Below are 16,192 nucleotides of genomic sequence, written 5' to 3'. Positions count from 1 at the left end.
CGGATGAGATGTTCAGGTGTTGCGTCCGCCGTTGACCCCGAGGATCTGGCCGGTGATGTATCCGGCCTCTTCGGAGATCAGGAAGGAACAGGCGGCGGCGATGTCTTCGGGCCGGCCTGCACGGCGGACCGGGGTGCGCTGGATGTGCTCCTCGATGGTCCCGCCGAGCAGCCCTTTCTCTGCGGAGCGGTGCAACATCGGGGTCTCGACGAAGCCCGGGGGGACGGCGTTGACCGTGATGCCTGACGGGCCGTATTCGAGGGCGAGCGATTTCGTGAGTCCGTTCACGGCCGCCTTGGACGAGACGTAGGGGGCCATGAACTGCTGCCCGGACTGAGCGCTCGACGAGGAGATGTTGACGATGCGTCCCCAGCCGGCCTCGAGCATGTCGGGAAGTGCGGCCTGGACACAGTGGAAGACCCCGCCGAGGTTGACGTCGACGACCTTCTGCCAGGTGGCGAAGTCGATGTTGTGGAAGCGCTTGTAGAGCTCGAGTCCGGCTCCGTTGACGAGAATCGTTACGGGACCGAGTTGTTCGCGGACCTGCGCGAAGGCGTCATCGACCTGGGTGCGGTCGGACACGTCCACCTTGTACTCGAGTTCCCCGCCGGAAGGGTTGAGGTCGAGCACGGCGACCTGGTGTCCGTCCTTGCGGAGACGCTCGGCGATGGCCTTGCCGATGCCCGAGCTGCCTCCGGTGACGACCGCTGTCTTCACTGCCACGGTTCATCACCGACGATCGTGGTGCGCCGCATCAGTCGTTCCGACGACGGATCGTAGGGGAGCGCACGGTGCAGCATGCCGGTGTTGTCCCAGACGACGAGGTCGCCCACCTGCCACTCGTGCGAGTAGCAGAACTGCTCCTGTGTCGTCCAGGCGAGAAGTTCGTCGAGGAGCTCGCGGCTCTCCTCGGGACGCATGCCGACGATGTGATCGGCCGTGGCGCCGATGACGAGGGAACGCCGGCCGTCGCGGCGCTCCCACACGAGGGAGGACTCACGAGGGGGGAGGGCACGCCAGCGGGCGACCTGCTCCTCGGTGGGATCGGGGTAGACCAGGCGCTGTGCGGCCTCGAAGCTGTGCACGACGCGCAGGCCTTCGTAACGCTTCTTCTCGTGCTCGGGAAGATTCTCGTAGGCGGCGTAGGTGCTGGCGAATTCCGTTTGGCCACCGATCATTGCGACGTGGCGTGCGGTGAGGGTCGTCGCCTTCGCCGGTACCTCGTTGGTGGTGTCGTCGATGTGCCAGTGGAACGTTCCCTTGAGGTATTCGGCCGACGGTGTCTTCGCCGGGTCCAGTGAGACCGTGAAGATCTCCTGGCCCGGGGCGGGCATGACGACCTTGCCGAGTTTCCGGCTGAAGGCGAGCTGGGCCTCGTCGTCGAGTCCGATGCCCCGAACGAGAAGTACGCCACGCCATTTGAGTGCTTCGAGCAACTGGGCGACGACACGTTCGTCGTCGAGGCTGTCGGCACCGGTGACTTCCACTCCGAGGGCGGGGCTCAGGGCTGTAGTGCTGATCACAAGAATCTCCCTTCCGGTTGCGAGAACCATACTCTCAGGCAATTGTGCGCCGCAATACCGGGAAAATTGCCCGCGCGTGCTGTATCGAAGTGGCGGGCATCACTCACGGGGCTATCCCGCCGGCCTGCTACTTGCTAAAGTTCTCGCCAGACGAACATATTAATTCTCTGATCCGAGAATGCTATTTCCATACGACGCGAGGAGATGGGATGTCAGTGCAGGAGAACGGGGCCACCGCAGTGGCCGACGGTGCGGCCGCAGCCGGCGTGACGAAACGCCTGCTCATCGACGGAGAGCTGATCACGACGGAACGCACGTTCCCGTCCTACAATCCGGCCACCGGCGGACTGGTGGGCCACGCTCCCGATGCGGGCGTCGAGGAAGCCGACGCCGCCATCCGTGCAGCCCGGCGCGCCTTCGACACGACCACCTGGGCCACGGACGTCGAGTTCCGGATCGCGTGCCTCGACCAGCTCTACCAGGCCCTGCGCGACAACATCGAAGAACTGCGCGAGCTGACGATCGCCGAGGTCGGCGCTCCGCGCATCCTCACCCACGGCAATCAGCTCGATGCGCCGATCGAGATCGTGAAGTACTACGCGGATCTGCTGCGCAACACCGATTTCACCGAGGATCTCGGTGAGGTCGAATTCAGGGGGCAGCCGCACCGCCGCTGGGTGGAGAAGGAAGCGGCCGGTGTCGTCGCCGCGATCGTCGCCTACAACTACCCGACGCAGCTGGCCATGGCGAAGCTGCCGGCCGCGCTCGCCGCGGGCTGCACGATCGTGCTCAAGGGTGCGCCCGACACGCCCCTCGTGACGCAGGCCCTCGCCGAGATCATCGCCGAGCACACCGAAATTCCGGCCGGTGTCGTCAACATCATCTCCTCGTCGCAGGTCGCCCCCGGTGAGCTCATGACGACCCATCCGGACGTCGACGTGGTCACCTTCACCGGTTCGACACCGGTGGGCAAGAAGATCATGGCCGCGGCCGCGGACTCGCTCAAGAAGGTCTTCCTCGAGCTCGGCGGCAAGTCCGCACTCATCGTGCTCGAGGACGCCGACTTCTCCACCGCCGCGCAGTTCGCCGCCTTCAGCATCTGCTCCCACGCCGGACAGGGATGCGCGCTGACGACACGCCTGCTCGTGCCTCGCGACAAGCACGACGAGATCGTCGCCTACGTCGCAGGGATGATGCAGAACGTGCCCTTCGGCGACCCGTCGAACCCGAAGATGTACATGGGTCCGGTCATCAGCGAGAAGCAGCGCGAGAAGATCCACGCCATGGTCGAGCGTGCCGTCGCCGACGGCGCGACCCTCGTCACGGGTGGGGAGAAGGTCGATCCGGGCTGGTTCTACAAGCCCACCCTCCTCGCGAACGTCGACCCCGACAGCGAGATCGCGCAGGAGGAGGTCTTCGGGCCGGTGCTCGCCGTGATCCCCTTCGACGACGACGACGATGCCGTCCGCATCGCCAACAACTCCAAGTACGGTCTCTCGGGTGGCGTTCTCACCGCCGACGAGGAGCGCGGAATCGCGATCGGCCGCCGCATCCGCACCGGCACCTTCTCCGTGAACGGCGGCAACTACTTCAGCCCCGACGTGCCGTTCGGCGGCTACAAGCAGTCCGGCATCGGCCGCGAGATGGGCAAGGCCGGCCTCGAGGAGTTCCAGCAGCTCAAGGCGTTCTCCAAGGTCGTCTCATGAGGCCCCTGGAAGGGGTTCGGGTCGTCGAGGTCGCGATGTACGGTTTCGTTCCCTCGGCAGGTGCCGTCCTCGCCGAGTGGGGCGCCGACGTCATCAAGATCGAGCATGCCGTGACCGGTGACCCGCAGCGCGGCCTGCGGCAGACCGGAACTCTCCGCGTCGAGGGCGATCCCAATCCCAACGTCGAGCATGCCAACCGTGGCAAGCGCAGCCTGGGCCTGGACATCTCGATTCCCGAGGGGCGCGAGGTCCTGCTCGAGCTCGCTCGCACCGCCGATGTCTTCCTCACGAGCTTCCTGCCCAAGGTACGGACCAAGCTGCAGATCGACGTCGACGACATCCGTGCGGTCAACCCGAAGATCGTCTATGCGCGGGGAAGTGCTCTCGGCCCGCGCGGAATCGAGTCCGGCAAGGGCGGATACGACATGACGGCCTTCTGGGCGCGTGCCGGTGTCGCCGCGACGCTCACCCCGCCGGGCACCGACGGGATGATCGCGCCTCCCGGACCGGCCTTCGGCGACACGATCTCGGGCACGAATCTCGCCGGGGGCGTCGCCGCGGCGCTGTTCAAGCGCGAACGGACGGGCGAGCCCTCGGTGGTCGACGTCTCGCTGCTCAGCAGCGGTGTCTGGGCGATGGGCCACACCATCGCGCTCTCGGCGCATCTCGGGCAGCACATGGAAGCACCGAAGGTGGGCGGCCACGGAGCGCTGACCAATCCGCTCTCGGGTGTCTACGGCACCGCGGACGGACGGTACGTCTCGTTCGTGATGCTCCAGCCGGCACGGTTCTGGGCCGACGTGTGCACGCACATCGAGCGCCCCGATCTGATCGACGACCCGCGTTTCGCGGACGCCGAGTCGATCGCAGCGAACACCGCGGACGCCGTCGAGATACTCCGCGAGGTCATCGGCAGTCGTCCCCTCGCGGAGTGGACACAGCGCTTCGGAACCCTCGCCGGTCCGTGGGCGCCCATCCAGGACTCGCTGCAGGTCGTGAGCGACCCGCAGGTCCGGGACAACGAATATCTGGTCAAGGCAGGGGAACTCGAGCTCGTCGCGAATCCCGTGCAATTCGATGTCGCGCCGCCGCAGACCGGACCGGCACCGGAGTTCGCCGCCCAGACCGAGGAGATCCTGCAGGAGCTCGGCATGGACTGGGAGCGCATCATCGAGCTCAAGACAGCGGGCGCAGTCACCTAGTCGGGCTGCACCCGGTCCAGGGAGGGCTTATGCCATACATCGCATCGATCGGAACGTACCTGCCGTGCTGGGGTACTGCGGGGGCCAGGATCGCAGGTGACGACGAGGACGCCGTCACCCTCGCCGTCGAAGCCGGCCGCGCCGCCCTCGAATCGGGTGGAGCCGTCGAGTACGTCGTACTCGTCGGCCGGGACCTGCCGCTGACGGAGAGCAGCAACGCCGCGGTCCTGCTCGCCGGCCTCGGGCTAGATCCGGAACTCGAGGTGATCGAGCGACTCGGGGGCGCACCCGCCACTCTCGACGCCCTCGGTTCGGCGCGGCCCCGAACCCTGATCATCGGGGTGGACCTGAACTCGGCAGGGGCAGCGGCGGCGCTCACCTCCGATCGCGGACTCCAGGTGCGTACCGCCGCGCGGGTGTCGCGCAGCCTGCCGGTCCGCACGCGGAACGCCTCCGGTGACATCCACGACTACGGGGACCCGCGACTGCTCCGCAAACGGGGATATCTCGCCTCGCTCGCGACGGCCTGGGTGGACACCCCGGCCGTCGTGGCGGGTGTGCCGGCGAATCATGCGGCAGCGCTCGCGGCAGCACAGAGCATCGAGTTGCCGACGACCGGAGCCAGCTCGGCCGTCTTCGCCCTGGCCGCCATGGCGGAGGGTGGGCTGACCGGACCGTTGGTGGGCGTCGAGCAGGCGAGCCTGTCGGGTCTCACCGTCGCGGACGGGGCGGTCGACGTCCACAGGCGTGAGCGGCCTGCCCGGCCGGTACCCGATTCGGCACGGACCCACCCGGGCGAGATCCCGATCTCCCTGGCGGCCTACGAGCGGGCCTTCGAAGCGAAGGTGCGCTGGGAGGGCGGTCGCTTCCTCGACAGCGACCGGGTCGACTTCCCGCCCCGATACCGGGTCGGCGAGGACGGTTCGCTCGAGACCGGCTACACCTTGGTCGAACTGCCGCGCACCGGCACGGTCTACACCGAGGTCACCGTCCACGTACCGGTGCCGGGACTGCGGACCCCGTACTCGCTCGTTCTCGTCGAACTCGACGGGCTCGACGTCCGGGCACTGGTGCGGGTCACCGGCACCGCCGCCGGCAATGTCGGCATCGGCGATCGGGGGCGGCTGGTACTCCGGCGGATCGCGGTGCGCTCGGGTGTGCCGGATTACGGGTACGCCTTCGAACCCGATCCGGGTTCCGTGGACGAGGAGGAAGCGGCATGAGAAAGGTCGCGATCGTCGGCGCAGGGATGACTCCCTTCGCCGAACATTTCGCTCTCGGTATCCGGGACCTGCTTCCGATGGCCTACTCCGAGTGCGCTGCGAGTGTGGACAAGGGCATCGGCAAGTCGGACATCGACGCCGCATGGTTCGGGTCCATGGGAACGACGGACGGATTTCCGTCGGGGATACTCGCGGATACCCTGGGCCTGCACGACATCCCGGTGACGAGGGTCGAGAACTCCTGCGCGACCGGACACGACGCGATCCGCAATGCCGTGTACGGGATCGCCTCCGGTGCCTGCGACGTCGCGCTCGTCATGGGAGCCGACAAGCTCCGGGAGACGGCGTCGAAGGGGATGCTCTGGGAGTGGGAATCCATGACGCGCGACATGGCATGGGATTTCCCTCTCGGGCTCGCGCAGGCGGGTTTCGCCCTGCACATGCGCCGATATCTTCACGAGTCGCCGGCCACCCGCGAGCACATGGCGATGGTCGCGGTGAAGAATCACCGCAACGCACTGAACAATCCCAAGGCGTGCCGACGGTTCGAGTTGACGATCGAGGAGGTGCTCGCGGCCGAGACGGTGGTGACTCCCTTCGGCGTCTACGACTGTGCGCCGCAGAGCGACGGGGCGGCTGCGCTGATCCTGGTGGCGGAGGATGTCGTCGACCGCTACACCGACAGACCCGTCTGGATCCGCGGTACAGGAATCGGCTTCGATGCCGTGATGCACCAGCACAAGCGTGATCTCACCTCCTTCGCCGCGACCCGGCGCGCGGCGCGGCAGGCGTTCGGTGCCGCGGGACTGGAACCGTCGGACATCGACGTCGCCGAGATCCACGACTATTTCACGGGAATCGAGATCATCAGTTACGAGGACCTCGGATTCGCCGAACGTTACGAGGGTTTCAAACTGCTCGAGGCCGGGGCCACCGAAGTCGGTGGCGCAGTGCCGGTCAATCCCAGCGGTGGCCTCAACACGAAGGGGCATCCTCCCGGCGCGACCGGTGTGGCCCAGTGTGTCGAACTGTTCGAACAGCTCCGCGGGCAGGCGGCCAATCAGGTCGACGGTGCGCGAACAGGTCTCGCTCACAATGTCGGCGGGCCCACGGCGGTCGCCGCCGTGACGATCCTTCAGGGCCCCGGAACCTGAGCCTGCTCGTCGAGAACCCGTACGTCCACGCGACGTGCGGGTTCTCGTCTTTTCAGGGGCTGATTCGGCGCTGTGTCGAACAATCTGCAGCACTGCATTCAAATATCCTGCAGCGCTGCAAGATTGCCGTTCTGTATTCTTGGTAATTCGATTCCTGTTTCATGCAATCCGTATTGCCGTAGACACATGCAGCCTCTAATGTGTGGGGCATCACAGGTAGTGCACTTGATCGTGTTCTGCGTCGCCGTGATCCACGGCCTCGGTAGTACGACGAAAGTTGAGTCGGATGTTCCTCACAGTTTCGAAGAAGGTGGGTCGCAGCCTGCTGGTTGTCCTGCTGGTGACCATCGCGGTCGTCGGCCTGCTCGGTCTCGCACCCGGCTCCGTCGCCCAGGTCATCCTGGGGGAGAACGCGACTCCCGAGGCGGTCGCCGCACTCAACGCGCAGCTCGGCCTCGACGCACCCTTCTGGAGTCAGTACCTCGGGTGGCTGTCGGACGCCGTGCGCGGCGACCTCGGAACGTCGCCTCTCACCGGCCAGTCCGTCAGCGAGGCCATAGGTGAAAGGCTGCCGGTCACACTGCAACTCGCCGCGATGGGGCTGATCATCGCTCTGCTGATCGCGTTGGTCATGGGCGTGATCTCCGCGTCCCGCCCGGGCAGTGCCACCGACCGGGGCATGAACGCCCTGTCCGCAGTGTTCCTCTCGGTGCCCGCCTTCATCGCCGGCCCCGTGCTGATCTACTTCCTTGCGATCCAGCTCCAGATCTTCCCCGTGATGGGCTGGTCCCGGATCGGCGAAGGCCTCGGCGACAATCTGCGCAGCGCATTGCTTCCCGCGCTGGCGATCGCACTCACCGAGATCGCAGCTTTCCACCGTCTGCTCCGTACCGACCTCATCGGCACCCTGCGCGAGGATTTCGTCGCTGCGGCCCGCGCGAAGGGCATGCCCTCCTGGTACGTGATGTTCCGGCACGCGCTGAGGCCTTCGTCGTTCTCCCTCATCACGGTCGCCGGCATCAACCTCGGCCGGCTCATCGGAGGCACGGTGATCGTCGAAACACTGTTCGGGCTACCGGGTCTGGGCCAGCTCGTCGCCTCCTCCATCACGTCACGCGACGTGATCATGGTTCAAGGAGTCGTGGTCTTCATCGCGGTCGTGTACGTGGGCATCAACACCCTCGTCGACCTCAGCTACCAAGTGATCGACCCGCGGGTCAGGAAGGTGGTCGGAGCATGACCCAGGTCGCGCTCGAGAAGCAGGACGACGGGCAGGCGGCCGGCACGGTCGCGCAGAGCCTGCCGAAGGTGCCTGCCGCCCGGAAGACCCGCTCGGTGCTGGTCCACCTGTCGATCGCATGGCTGGTGCTCATCATCGGCGCAGCCGTCACCGCGAGTGTCCTTCCCCTCGCGCCGTACAACATTCCGATCGGTCCACCGCGGATCCCGCCGAGCTTCGACTCGTTCGACACGATCCTGGGTACGGACACCCTCGGCCGGTCGATCCTGTCCCGGGTCGTCTACGGCGCACAGGTATCGCTCGTGATCGGTGCCGTCGCCGGGCTGGTGGGATTCCTGATCGGATCGCTCTTCGGCATGATCGCCGGATACTTCGGCAAACGTGTCGACGCCGTCATCTCGCTCCTGGCCGATGCGATGCTCGCCTTCCCGCCGCTGATTCTGCTCCTGGCACTCGCCTCGATCCTCACCCCGAGCGTCCGGACCATCCTGTTCGGACTCGGCCTGCTGGCGATCCCGTCGTTCATCAGGCTCTCCCGCGCCAACACGCTCGCGTGGTCGTCTCGCGAGTTCGTCAGGGCCGCCAGGAACATGGGTGCCGGCAACGGTCGGATCCTGTTCCGCGAGATCATGCCCAACGTTCTCGCCCCGCTGGCGTCCTACATGCCGATCGTGATCGCGGCACTGATCGTCGCGGAAGGCTCGTTGAGCTTCCTCGGCCTGGGAATTCCTCCGCCGCAGCCGAGCTGGGGCGGAATGATCAACGACGGCAAGGACGCCATCGCCACCTCACCACACCTGGTGTTCGTGCCGGCGCTGGTCATCTTCTTCACGGTGTTCGCCCTCAATCAGGTGGGCGACCACCTCCGCACCAAATACGACCGCACGCTGCACGACTGAGGACGTCCCGAAGCCGAAGCCGGTCGTACCGGAAACCTCTCCGACGAAAGGTCGAGAATGATTCGACACAGAAGACTGTTCGCGGCCGCTGCGCTGGCCTGCTCCGCCGTCCTGGTACTGGGAGCATGCGGTTCCGGTGGTGCCGACACCGCCTCGGCTCAGGGAGCCGCGGAGGTCGGCGATCCCGTCGCCGGCGGTTCCGCGACCATCCTCCAGGCCGGTGAGCCCCGCTCACTCGATCCCGCTGCACTGTCCAACACCTGGGCGCATCAGCCGGTCCTGGGCAACGCGCTCTACGGCGAACTGATGATCACGAACAACGACACGTTCGAGGTCGAATACCGGATGGCGACGGACTTCTCGACCGAGGACGGCGGGAAGACCTTCACTCTCGCACTGCGGCCCGACCTGAAGTTCAGCGACGGCACACCGCTCGACGCGGCGGCCGTGAAGTTCAACTGGGACCGTCTCAAGGACCCGGCGCTGGCCTCGACGACGATCCGTCAGGCGTCGCAGATCGAATCCACCGAGGTCGTCGATCCGACCACTCTGCGCGTGACGATGGCCGGACCGAATCCGCAGTTCGCCCAGGCCATCGTCGCCGGTGCACTGAACTGGATCGCATCGCCGGCCGCCCTCGAGCAGGGACAGCAAGCATTCGACGAGAACCCGATCGGTGCAGGCCCGTTCACGCTCGTGAACTGGACCCGTCAGGACTCGATCCAGCTCGAGAAGAACGAATCCTACTGGGATGCACCGAAGCCCTATCTCGACGGACTCACGATCCGGACGGTGGCCGATTACAACCAGCGACTGAACGCAGCCACGACGGGGGCCGCGGACCTGTCCATGGAGTCGAGCTGGACGAGCCTCGAGCGTGCGGAGTCGGCGGGCCTTGCCACATCGGTGACCTCGACCGGTGGTGGACAGTTCGCCGCGATGAACTTCCGCAGGGCACCCTTCGACGACGAGCGGGCACGCCGAGCGGTATCCCTCGCAGTAGACCTCGATGCCGCGAACACCGTGGTGTACAACGGCGAGGGCGAGATTCCCCGCACGTTCTTCCCCGAGGATTCGCCCTACTACGCCGACATTCCGCTGTCCGAGACGAACACGGAGGAAGCGCAGAAGCTGTTCGACGAACTCGCTGCCGAAGGTAAGCCCGTCTCGTTCACCTACCTGGCCTACCCGACTGCGGAGGCACGCTCGCTCGGCGAAGCGATTCAGGCTCAGCTCGGCGCATTCGAGAATGTGGAGATGCGGGTCGAGGTGCTCGACTATCCGACGCTCACGGCGCGGGCGGGTGCGCGCGACTTCGACATGATCATCTCCTCGGCGATCACTCAGGATCCCGACTTCCCGCTCTCGATCGCGTTCAACTCTGCTTCGACGGGCAACTTCACCGGGATCAACGATCCCGAACTCGATGCGGCTCTCGAGCGCGGCAGGTTCGGCGCGACCGTCGAGGAACGCAAGGAGGCGTACGACGTCGTCCAGCAGCGCCTCGCCGATCAGGTGGTGGGTCTCTGGTACGTCCGGGCCACCCCCTCGGTCGCCTATTCGAAGGATCTGCAGGGCGTGCAGCTGTACACCCTGGGATCGCCGATGCCGGCCGAATTCTGGATCAGCAACTAGCCCACACGACGGAAGGGGCCGGCTCACCGTGACTGCTCAGCCGATTCTCGAAGTGAGAAATCTCCGTGCCTACATCGGCACGCCACGAGGCACCGTCCACGCCGTGGACGACGTGTCGTTCGATCTGGACTCCGGACAGGCACTGGGCATCGTCGGTGAGTCCGGCTCCGGTAAGTCGGTCATGGCTCGGGCGATCATGGGGCTCATGCCGCCCCGCTCGGGCCGATCCGGTTCGGTGACCTTCCAGGGCCGCGACCTGCTCGCCCTGACCAAGAAGGAGAAGCTCGAGATCTGGGGCAAGCAGATCGCGATGGTCTTCCAGGATCCGGGCCGGTCGCTCAACCCGGTGGTCCGTGTCGAGCGACAGCTCACCGAGGGAATGCGCCGGCATCTCGGCGTCGGGCGTTCCGAAGCGCGCACCCGGGCGCTGAAGCTCCTCGAGGAGGTCGGGGTTCCCGACCCGGAACGACGCCTGCGCAACTATCCGCACGAGATGTCCGGCGGGATGCGCCAGCGTGTGATGATCGCGATCGCCCTGGCGTGCGAACCCGACCTCCTCATCGCCGACGAACCGACGACCGCGCTGGACGTGACGATCCAACGGCAGATCCTGGATCTGCTGCGGCGCGTCCAGCGCGACCGCGGAATGTCGATGATGCTCATCAGCCACGACCTCGCGGTGGTGGCAGGTCGCACCGACCGGGTCTCGGTCATGTACGCCGGGCGACTCGCCGAGGTCGGTTCCACCCGCGAGGTGTTCGAACAGCCGATGCACCGCTACACCCACGCGCTGCTCGGGGCGACGCCGACCATCGATCATGTGCGGCACGCACCGCTGCGGGTGATCGGGGGATCGCTGCCCGACCCGACCTCACCCCCCGAGGGCTGCCGGTTCGCCCCGCGATGCACTCACGCGTCGGACGAATGCCACACCACGCCGCCCCCGCTCGAGTCCGTGGGCGTCGATCATCACGTTGCGTGTCTGAGCCCGGTGACCGTTCCGGTCGGGGCCGTTTCCGGAGGTGAATCCCATGGCCGGTAGTGGTGCCACTCATCTGCGAGGTGACGAAGCCCTGCTCAGTGTGCAGGATCTGGTGGTCGAATATCCCACCGACAACGGCACGGTGCAGGCGGTCTCGAAGATCAGTTTCGACATACTGCCCGGCGAAACCCTCGGCATCGTCGGCGAATCCGGATGCGGGAAGTCGACGACCGGTCGTGCCGTCCTGCGTCTGGACCGCATCACCTCCGGGCGGATCCGGTTCGGTGACGAGTGGATCGAGCAGGCGAACGAGAACCGCATGCGCTCGCTCCGGCGCGACATGCAGATGATCTTCCAGGACCCGGTCGCGTCGCTCAATCCGCGCCGGTCGGTCGCCGACATCGTGGTCGAAGGCCTGACTGTCGCGAAAGTTCCCGCGAAGGAACGAGAGGCGACGTCGGTGTCGGTTCTCGAACAGGTCGGCCTGCCGGGCGAGAGATTCGCCGGCATGCTGCCCCGGCAGTTGTCCGGGGGGCAGGCGCAGCGCGTCGCCATCGCCCGGGCTCTCGCCCTGAATCCCCGTCTGCTCATCTGCGACGAGCCGGTCTCGGCTCTCGACGTGTCGGTGCAGGCCCAGATCCTCAATCTGATCGAGGAACTCAAGGCGGAATTCGACCTCACCGTCGTGTTCATCGCCCACGATCTCGGTGTCGTGCGCACGGTCAGTGACAAGGTCATGGTCATGTACCTCGGCAAGGTCTGCGAATTCGGCGACTCCATCGAGATGTACGACGATCCGGCGCATCCCTACACCCGGGCACTGCTCGACTCGGTGCCCCTGACCGACCCGGAGAAGGGTTTCGCCGGACCACCTCTGGCCGGGGACGTGCCGTCGCCGCTCGCTCCTCCCACGGGGTGCCGGTTCCGCACTCGCTGCCCGATGGCGCAGGAGCGGTGCGCGGAGGAAGAACCCGAGATGCGCGAGGTCCGGCCGGGACAGTACGCGGCGTGCCACTTCCCGCTGCCGTCCGTCACGGGACGCGATCTCGCCGAGTCGGCCGCGGTCGGCGCGGATGAGGACGCGGAGACCCTGCGATCGGCCGCTGTCTAGTTCGATCGGCAGAAGCCAAGCGACTGTTCGACGAACTCGCCGGGGACACGCCTGTCTCGTTCACCTTCCTGTCGTATCCCACCATCGGCACCTGGACCACCGGCGAGACCATCGCGGCGCAACGCGGCGCCGCCCTCGATCGGGAGGCCTGTCGGAGTCGATGGACGAACGCCAGGAGATATACGCGTAGGCGGAGAAGCGGACCGTCGAGCTCACGCCCGCGATCTTTCACATCGCTCCTCCGGCCGTGACGGCACGCCCGAGGTGCAGGGAATCGAGTCAGGAGAGTCCGGAGTGGACGAAACGTCGACGGCAGGCTTCGCCGGCCGCACGATCTGGGTACTGGTGTTCGCGGGCATCGTCACGACGGTGATGTCGACGCTGGTCATCCCCCTGCTCGGTGAACTGCCGGAGTTGCTCGGGACCAGCCCGTCCAATGCCTCGTGGGTGGTCACGGTGACGTTGCTCTCCGGCGCCGTCGCGACACCGGTGACCGGGCGGCTGGGTGACATGTACGGTGCCCGGCGGATGCTGCTCGTGTGCACCATCCCGCTCATCGCGGGGTCGTTCCTGTGTGCACTGTCGTCGTCGCTGTTGCCCATGCTCGTCGGTCGTGCCCTGCAGGGCGCCGGGTTCGGGATCGTTCCCCTCGGGATCAGCGCGCTGCGTTCCCTCGTGCCACCCGAGCGTCTCGGTTCGGCCATCGCGCTGATGAGTTCGTCACTGGGGATCGGGGGAGCGCTCGGTCTGCCCCTTGCCGCGGCAGTCGTGCAGTTCACGAACTGGCGCGTGTTGTTCTGGGGGGTCGGAATCCTCAGTGTGCTCGTTGCGGTGCTCATCGCCTGGCTCGTGCGGGACACCCCGGTGCCGGAGAAGACGGGAGGTTTCGACGTCTTCGGCGCACTCGGTCTCTCGCTCGCCTTGGTCGCGGTGCTGCTGGCGGTGTCCAAGGGTGGCGACTGGGGGTGGACCAGCGCGACGGTCCTGACCTTGTTCGCCGTCTCGGTCGTCGTGTTCCTGGTGTGGGGTCGATGGGAACTGAGAGCGGCGGCGCCCCTCGTCGATCTTCGTGTCGCAAGGGGAAATCGGATATTGGTCACCAACATCGTCGCGACGCTGATCGGCTTCTCGATGTACTTCCAGGCACTGCTGGTTCCCCAGATCCGGATGCTGCCCGAAGCGACGGGCTACGGGCTGGGGCAGTCGATGCTGGTCATGGGATTGTGGTGCGCGCCGGCCGGGCTGCTCATGATGGCGGTGTCGCCGGTGGGCGCCAGACTGACGACGATCCGTGGACCCCGTACCACCCTGTGGGTCGGATGTCTGATGATGGCCGTGTCGTACGCCTCCTCGGTGTTCCTGATGGATTCGACGTGGGGCCTGATGGCGATCACGTGTGTCATCGCGGCCGGTATAGGTCTGGCGTACGGAGCCATTCCCACGTTGATCATGGGAGCGGTGCCGCAGGACCGGATCTCGTCGGCCAACAGTGTCAACACCTTGTTGCGCTCGGTCGGGGGAACGGCATCGGCCGCGGTCGCGGGAGTGGTGCTCGCGCAGATGAGTGTCGGCTTCGCAGGAACCGAGGTGCCCACGGAGAGCGGATTCCTGACGGGGATGCTGATCGGTGCGGCGAGCGCGCTGCTCGCGGCCGCGGTGACCATGGCCCTCCGCACCGGGGACCGTGCGGACAGCGGAAGTGCCCGGCCTGTCGCGTCGAGTTCTGTCCGGTGAGGAATTCCGCCTCGTCAACGGCGGGACAATGCGGTGGGGTGCGGCTCGGTGTCGATTCCCGGGATACCGCGTCCACGCAGCGACGCACCCGCGGTCTCGACCACGAAGTAGAGCGCGATCAGACCGATCACGCACGCCCCCATCATGTAGAAGGCCGGCACGAGATCGTTGCCGGTGCGCTCGACCAGCCACTCGTTGACGGCCGGCGCCGTCCCGCCGAAGAGCGACGTCGCGACGTTGTACGAGATCGCGAATCCGGCGAACCGGACGTGCGTGGGGAACATCGCGGGGAAGGTCGCCGAGATGGTCGACAACTGCAGGACGTACAGCAGTCCGAGGACGGTGAACCCGACGATCGCCCACCCGAAACCGGCCGTCATCAGCATGTACATCGGGATGGCGAGGACGAACAGGCCGCCCAGCGACATCGCCCACAGGGGTTTGCGCCCGATGCGGTCCGACAACGCGCCCGCGAACGGGATGACGGCCATCATCGAGAGCTGGCCGATCACCACCAGGAACAGCGACGCCGTACTCGTCAGGCCGATCCGATTCTCGAGATAGGTGGGCATGTAGCTGAGCAAGGTGTAGTTGCACACGTTCAGCGCGATGACCAGACCCATCAGCGTGACGATCGGCCGCCAGTACTTGGTGAGGAGATCCTTGAACTCGGCTCCGATGCTGGCCTCTTCGCCGTGCTCCTGCTCGAGTTCCCGGAAGACCGGAGACTCGTCCAGTTTCGTGCGCAGGTAGAGGCCGACGAGTGCGAGCGGGCCGGCCACGAAGAACGGGAGGCGCCAGCCCCAGGTCGCCATGAACGCGTCCGTCGACACCAGATCGATCGCCAGGACGAGAAGCGCCCCGGCCGAGAAGCCGCCCAGGGTACCGAATTCGAGGAAACTGCCGTAGAAGCCGCGCTTGCGGTCGGGAGAGTATTCCGCCATGAAGGTCGCCGCACCGCCGTACTCGCCGCCGGTGGAGAAGCCCTGGATCATCCGGAGCAACACCAGCAGCACCGGTGCCCAGAACCCGATCGATTCGTAGGACGGAACGGCGCCGAGCAGCACCGTCGAGCCACCCATCAGCAGGATGGTCAGTGCCAGGATCTGGCGGCGGCCCAGCCGGTCGCCGAGTGGGCCCCACACGAAGCCACCCAGCGGTCGCATCAGGAACGAGATCGCGAAGACACCCAGCGTGAGCAGGGTCGCGGATTCGAGGTCACCGGGAAAGAACGAATCGGCGATGTAGGTGGCGGTGTAGGCGTAGACACCGTAGTCGAACCACTCGGTGAAATTGCCCATGGCGGACGCACCGATGGCACGTCGGACCTGCTCAGGGGGCGCAGAACTGGACTCGGGCGCTGGGTCTACGGAACCGGTTTTCACGGGCGTGCCCTTCGATCGGGATCGATGCCCGGTCGTTTACCCGCGTGGGCGGACCGTGAAACCGCTCCCGGCGACGTTTCCCCGGGGCCGGATCAGGCGGAGAGTTGGCTGAGCGGATGCGTCGACGACGCGTAACGCGCACGGTCGCGGCCGGTCGCGGAACGGATGTCGACGGTGCTGAGCCGTTCGTCGCAGATCTGCACGAGTTGCTCGAGAATCTGCGGGTCGAGCTGGTTCCACCGGTGCTTGGTCAGCAGGCGGCGCAGGCGGTGGAAGTACTCCTCCGGAGTGATGCCGAAGGCCACGAAGATGTCCTCGTCCGGCCCGCCGTTCCAATGCCGCCACTTCACGGCGAAAGCGAGCATTGCAGCTTCGTCTGTCATGACGGCGCTCCTGTC

General features: G+C 66.3%; 14 protein-coding genes. 10 read left to right on the top strand and 4 right to left on the bottom strand.

The features are described 5' to 3' along the window. Positions 1-12: 12 nt before the first annotated feature. Both MOM01_RS08905 and MOM01_RS08900 read right to left on the bottom strand, forming a co-directional pair. On the bottom strand, positions 13-717 hold the full coding sequence (locus MOM01_RS08905; RefSeq protein WP_241385135.1) for an SDR family NAD(P)-dependent oxidoreductase: 705 nt from the start codon (positions 715-717) through the stop codon (positions 13-15). Beyond that, positions 714-1,523: a TauD/TfdA dioxygenase family protein gene (locus tag MOM01_RS08900; RefSeq protein ID WP_241385033.1), complete on the bottom strand. Its 810-nt coding sequence runs from the start codon at positions 1,521-1,523 to the stop codon at positions 714-716. The genes MOM01_RS08905 and MOM01_RS08900 overlap by 4 nt, the downstream gene beginning before the upstream one ends. A 209-nt stretch (positions 1,524-1,732) precedes the next feature. Here MOM01_RS08900 and MOM01_RS08895 point away from each other — a divergent pair, with 209 nt between their 5' ends. From MOM01_RS08895 to MOM01_RS08850, 10 genes are all read left to right on the top strand, one after another. Continuing rightward, entirely contained in the window at positions 1,733-3,229 is a 1,497-nt protein-coding gene (locus MOM01_RS08895; RefSeq protein ID WP_241385032.1) for an aldehyde dehydrogenase family protein, read from the top strand. Continuing rightward, entirely contained in the window at positions 3,226-4,431 is a 1,206-nt protein-coding gene (locus MOM01_RS08890) for a CaiB/BaiF CoA transferase family protein (RefSeq protein ID WP_241385031.1), read from the top strand. The genes MOM01_RS08895 and MOM01_RS08890 overlap by 4 nt, the downstream gene beginning before the upstream one ends. A gap of 29 nt (positions 4,432-4,460) precedes the next feature. Next, complete coding sequence (locus tag MOM01_RS08885; RefSeq protein ID WP_241385030.1) at positions 4,461-5,654, top strand: OB-fold domain-containing protein; 1,194 nt, start codon at positions 4,461-4,463, stop codon at positions 5,652-5,654. Then, positions 5,651-6,808: a thiolase family protein gene (locus tag MOM01_RS08880; protein ID WP_241385029.1), complete on the top strand. Its 1,158-nt coding sequence runs from the start codon at positions 5,651-5,653 to the stop codon at positions 6,806-6,808. Before MOM01_RS08885 ends, MOM01_RS08880 begins: the two co-directional genes overlap by 4 nt. 286 nt (positions 6,809-7,094) lie before the next feature. Further along, entirely contained in the window at positions 7,095-8,048 is a 954-nt protein-coding gene (locus tag MOM01_RS08875) for an ABC transporter permease (RefSeq protein ID WP_241385028.1), read from the top strand. After that, positions 8,045-8,947, top strand: coding sequence for an ABC transporter permease (locus MOM01_RS08870; RefSeq protein WP_241385027.1), 903 nt, complete (start codon positions 8,045-8,047; stop codon positions 8,945-8,947). Before MOM01_RS08875 ends, MOM01_RS08870 begins: the two co-directional genes overlap by 4 nt. Before the next feature lie 57 nt (positions 8,948-9,004). Further along, entirely contained in the window at positions 9,005-10,582 is a 1,578-nt protein-coding gene (locus MOM01_RS08865; protein ID WP_241385026.1) for an ABC transporter substrate-binding protein, read from the top strand. A gap of 28 nt (positions 10,583-10,610) precedes the next feature. Beyond that, entirely contained in the window at positions 10,611-11,624 is a 1,014-nt protein-coding gene (locus MOM01_RS23315; RefSeq protein ID WP_241385025.1) for an ABC transporter ATP-binding protein, read from the top strand. Next, positions 11,614-12,675 (top strand): ABC transporter ATP-binding protein, encoded by a 1,062-nt coding sequence (locus MOM01_RS08855; RefSeq protein WP_241385024.1) that lies wholly within the window; start codon positions 11,614-11,616, stop codon positions 12,673-12,675. The genes MOM01_RS23315 and MOM01_RS08855 overlap by 11 nt, the downstream gene beginning before the upstream one ends. Before the next feature lie 294 nt (positions 12,676-12,969). After that, complete coding sequence (locus MOM01_RS08850) at positions 12,970-14,409, top strand: MFS transporter (protein WP_308196972.1); 1,440 nt, start codon at positions 12,970-12,972, stop codon at positions 14,407-14,409. Positions 14,410-14,423: 14 nt separating this feature from the next. Here MOM01_RS08850 and MOM01_RS08845 read toward each other — a convergent pair whose 3' ends face one another. Together MOM01_RS08845 and MOM01_RS08840 are read right to left on the bottom strand one after the other, a co-directional pair. Then, the gene (locus tag MOM01_RS08845) at positions 14,424-15,710 is read right to left on the bottom strand and encodes an MFS transporter (protein WP_241385023.1); all 1,287 of its coding nucleotides are present in this window, start codon (positions 15,708-15,710) and stop codon (positions 14,424-14,426) included. Positions 15,711-15,886: 176 nt separating this feature from the next. Further along, positions 15,887-16,177, bottom strand: coding sequence for a DUF3263 domain-containing protein (locus MOM01_RS08840; RefSeq protein WP_241385022.1), 291 nt, complete (start codon positions 16,175-16,177; stop codon positions 15,887-15,889). Between the last annotated feature and the right edge of the window lie 15 nt (positions 16,178-16,192).

The sequence above is a fragment of the Rhodococcus sp. CH91 genome (genome assembly GCF_022554085.1).
Taxonomy (GTDB): domain Bacteria; phylum Actinomycetota; class Actinomycetes; order Mycobacteriales; family Mycobacteriaceae; genus Rhodococcus.
Note: the sequence above shows the minus strand (reverse complement) of the source record. Positions and strands in the feature narration are given on the sequence as shown.

Bases quoted from the DNA above. Each gene is read 5' to 3' on its own strand.
- MOM01_RS08895 (WP_241385032.1), top strand. From the start codon at position 1,733: ATGTCAGTGCAGGAGAACGGGGCCACCGCAGTGGCCGACGGTGCGGCC.
- MOM01_RS08890 (WP_241385031.1), top strand. From the start codon at position 3,226: ATGAGGCCCCTGGAAGGGGTTCGGGTCGTCGAGGTCGCGATGTACGGT.
- MOM01_RS08885 (WP_241385030.1), top strand. From the start codon at position 4,461: ATGCCATACATCGCATCGATCGGAACGTACCTGCCGTGCTGGGGTACT.
- MOM01_RS08880 (WP_241385029.1), top strand. From the start codon at position 5,651: ATGAGAAAGGTCGCGATCGTCGGCGCAGGGATGACTCCCTTCGCCGAA.
- MOM01_RS08875 (WP_241385028.1), top strand. From the start codon at position 7,095: ATGTTCCTCACAGTTTCGAAGAAGGTGGGTCGCAGCCTGCTGGTTGTC.
- MOM01_RS08870 (WP_241385027.1), top strand. From the start codon at position 8,045: ATGACCCAGGTCGCGCTCGAGAAGCAGGACGACGGGCAGGCGGCCGGC.
- MOM01_RS08865 (WP_241385026.1), top strand. From the start codon at position 9,005: ATGATTCGACACAGAAGACTGTTCGCGGCCGCTGCGCTGGCCTGCTCC.
- MOM01_RS08855 (WP_241385024.1), top strand. From the start codon at position 11,614: ATGGCCGGTAGTGGTGCCACTCATCTGCGAGGTGACGAAGCCCTGCTC.
- MOM01_RS08845 (WP_241385023.1), bottom strand. From the start codon at position 15,710: ATGGGCAATTTCACCGAGTGGTTCGACTACGGTGTCTACGCCTACACC.
- MOM01_RS08840 (WP_241385022.1), bottom strand. From the start codon at position 16,177: ATGACAGACGAAGCTGCAATGCTCGCTTTCGCCGTGAAGTGGCGGCAT.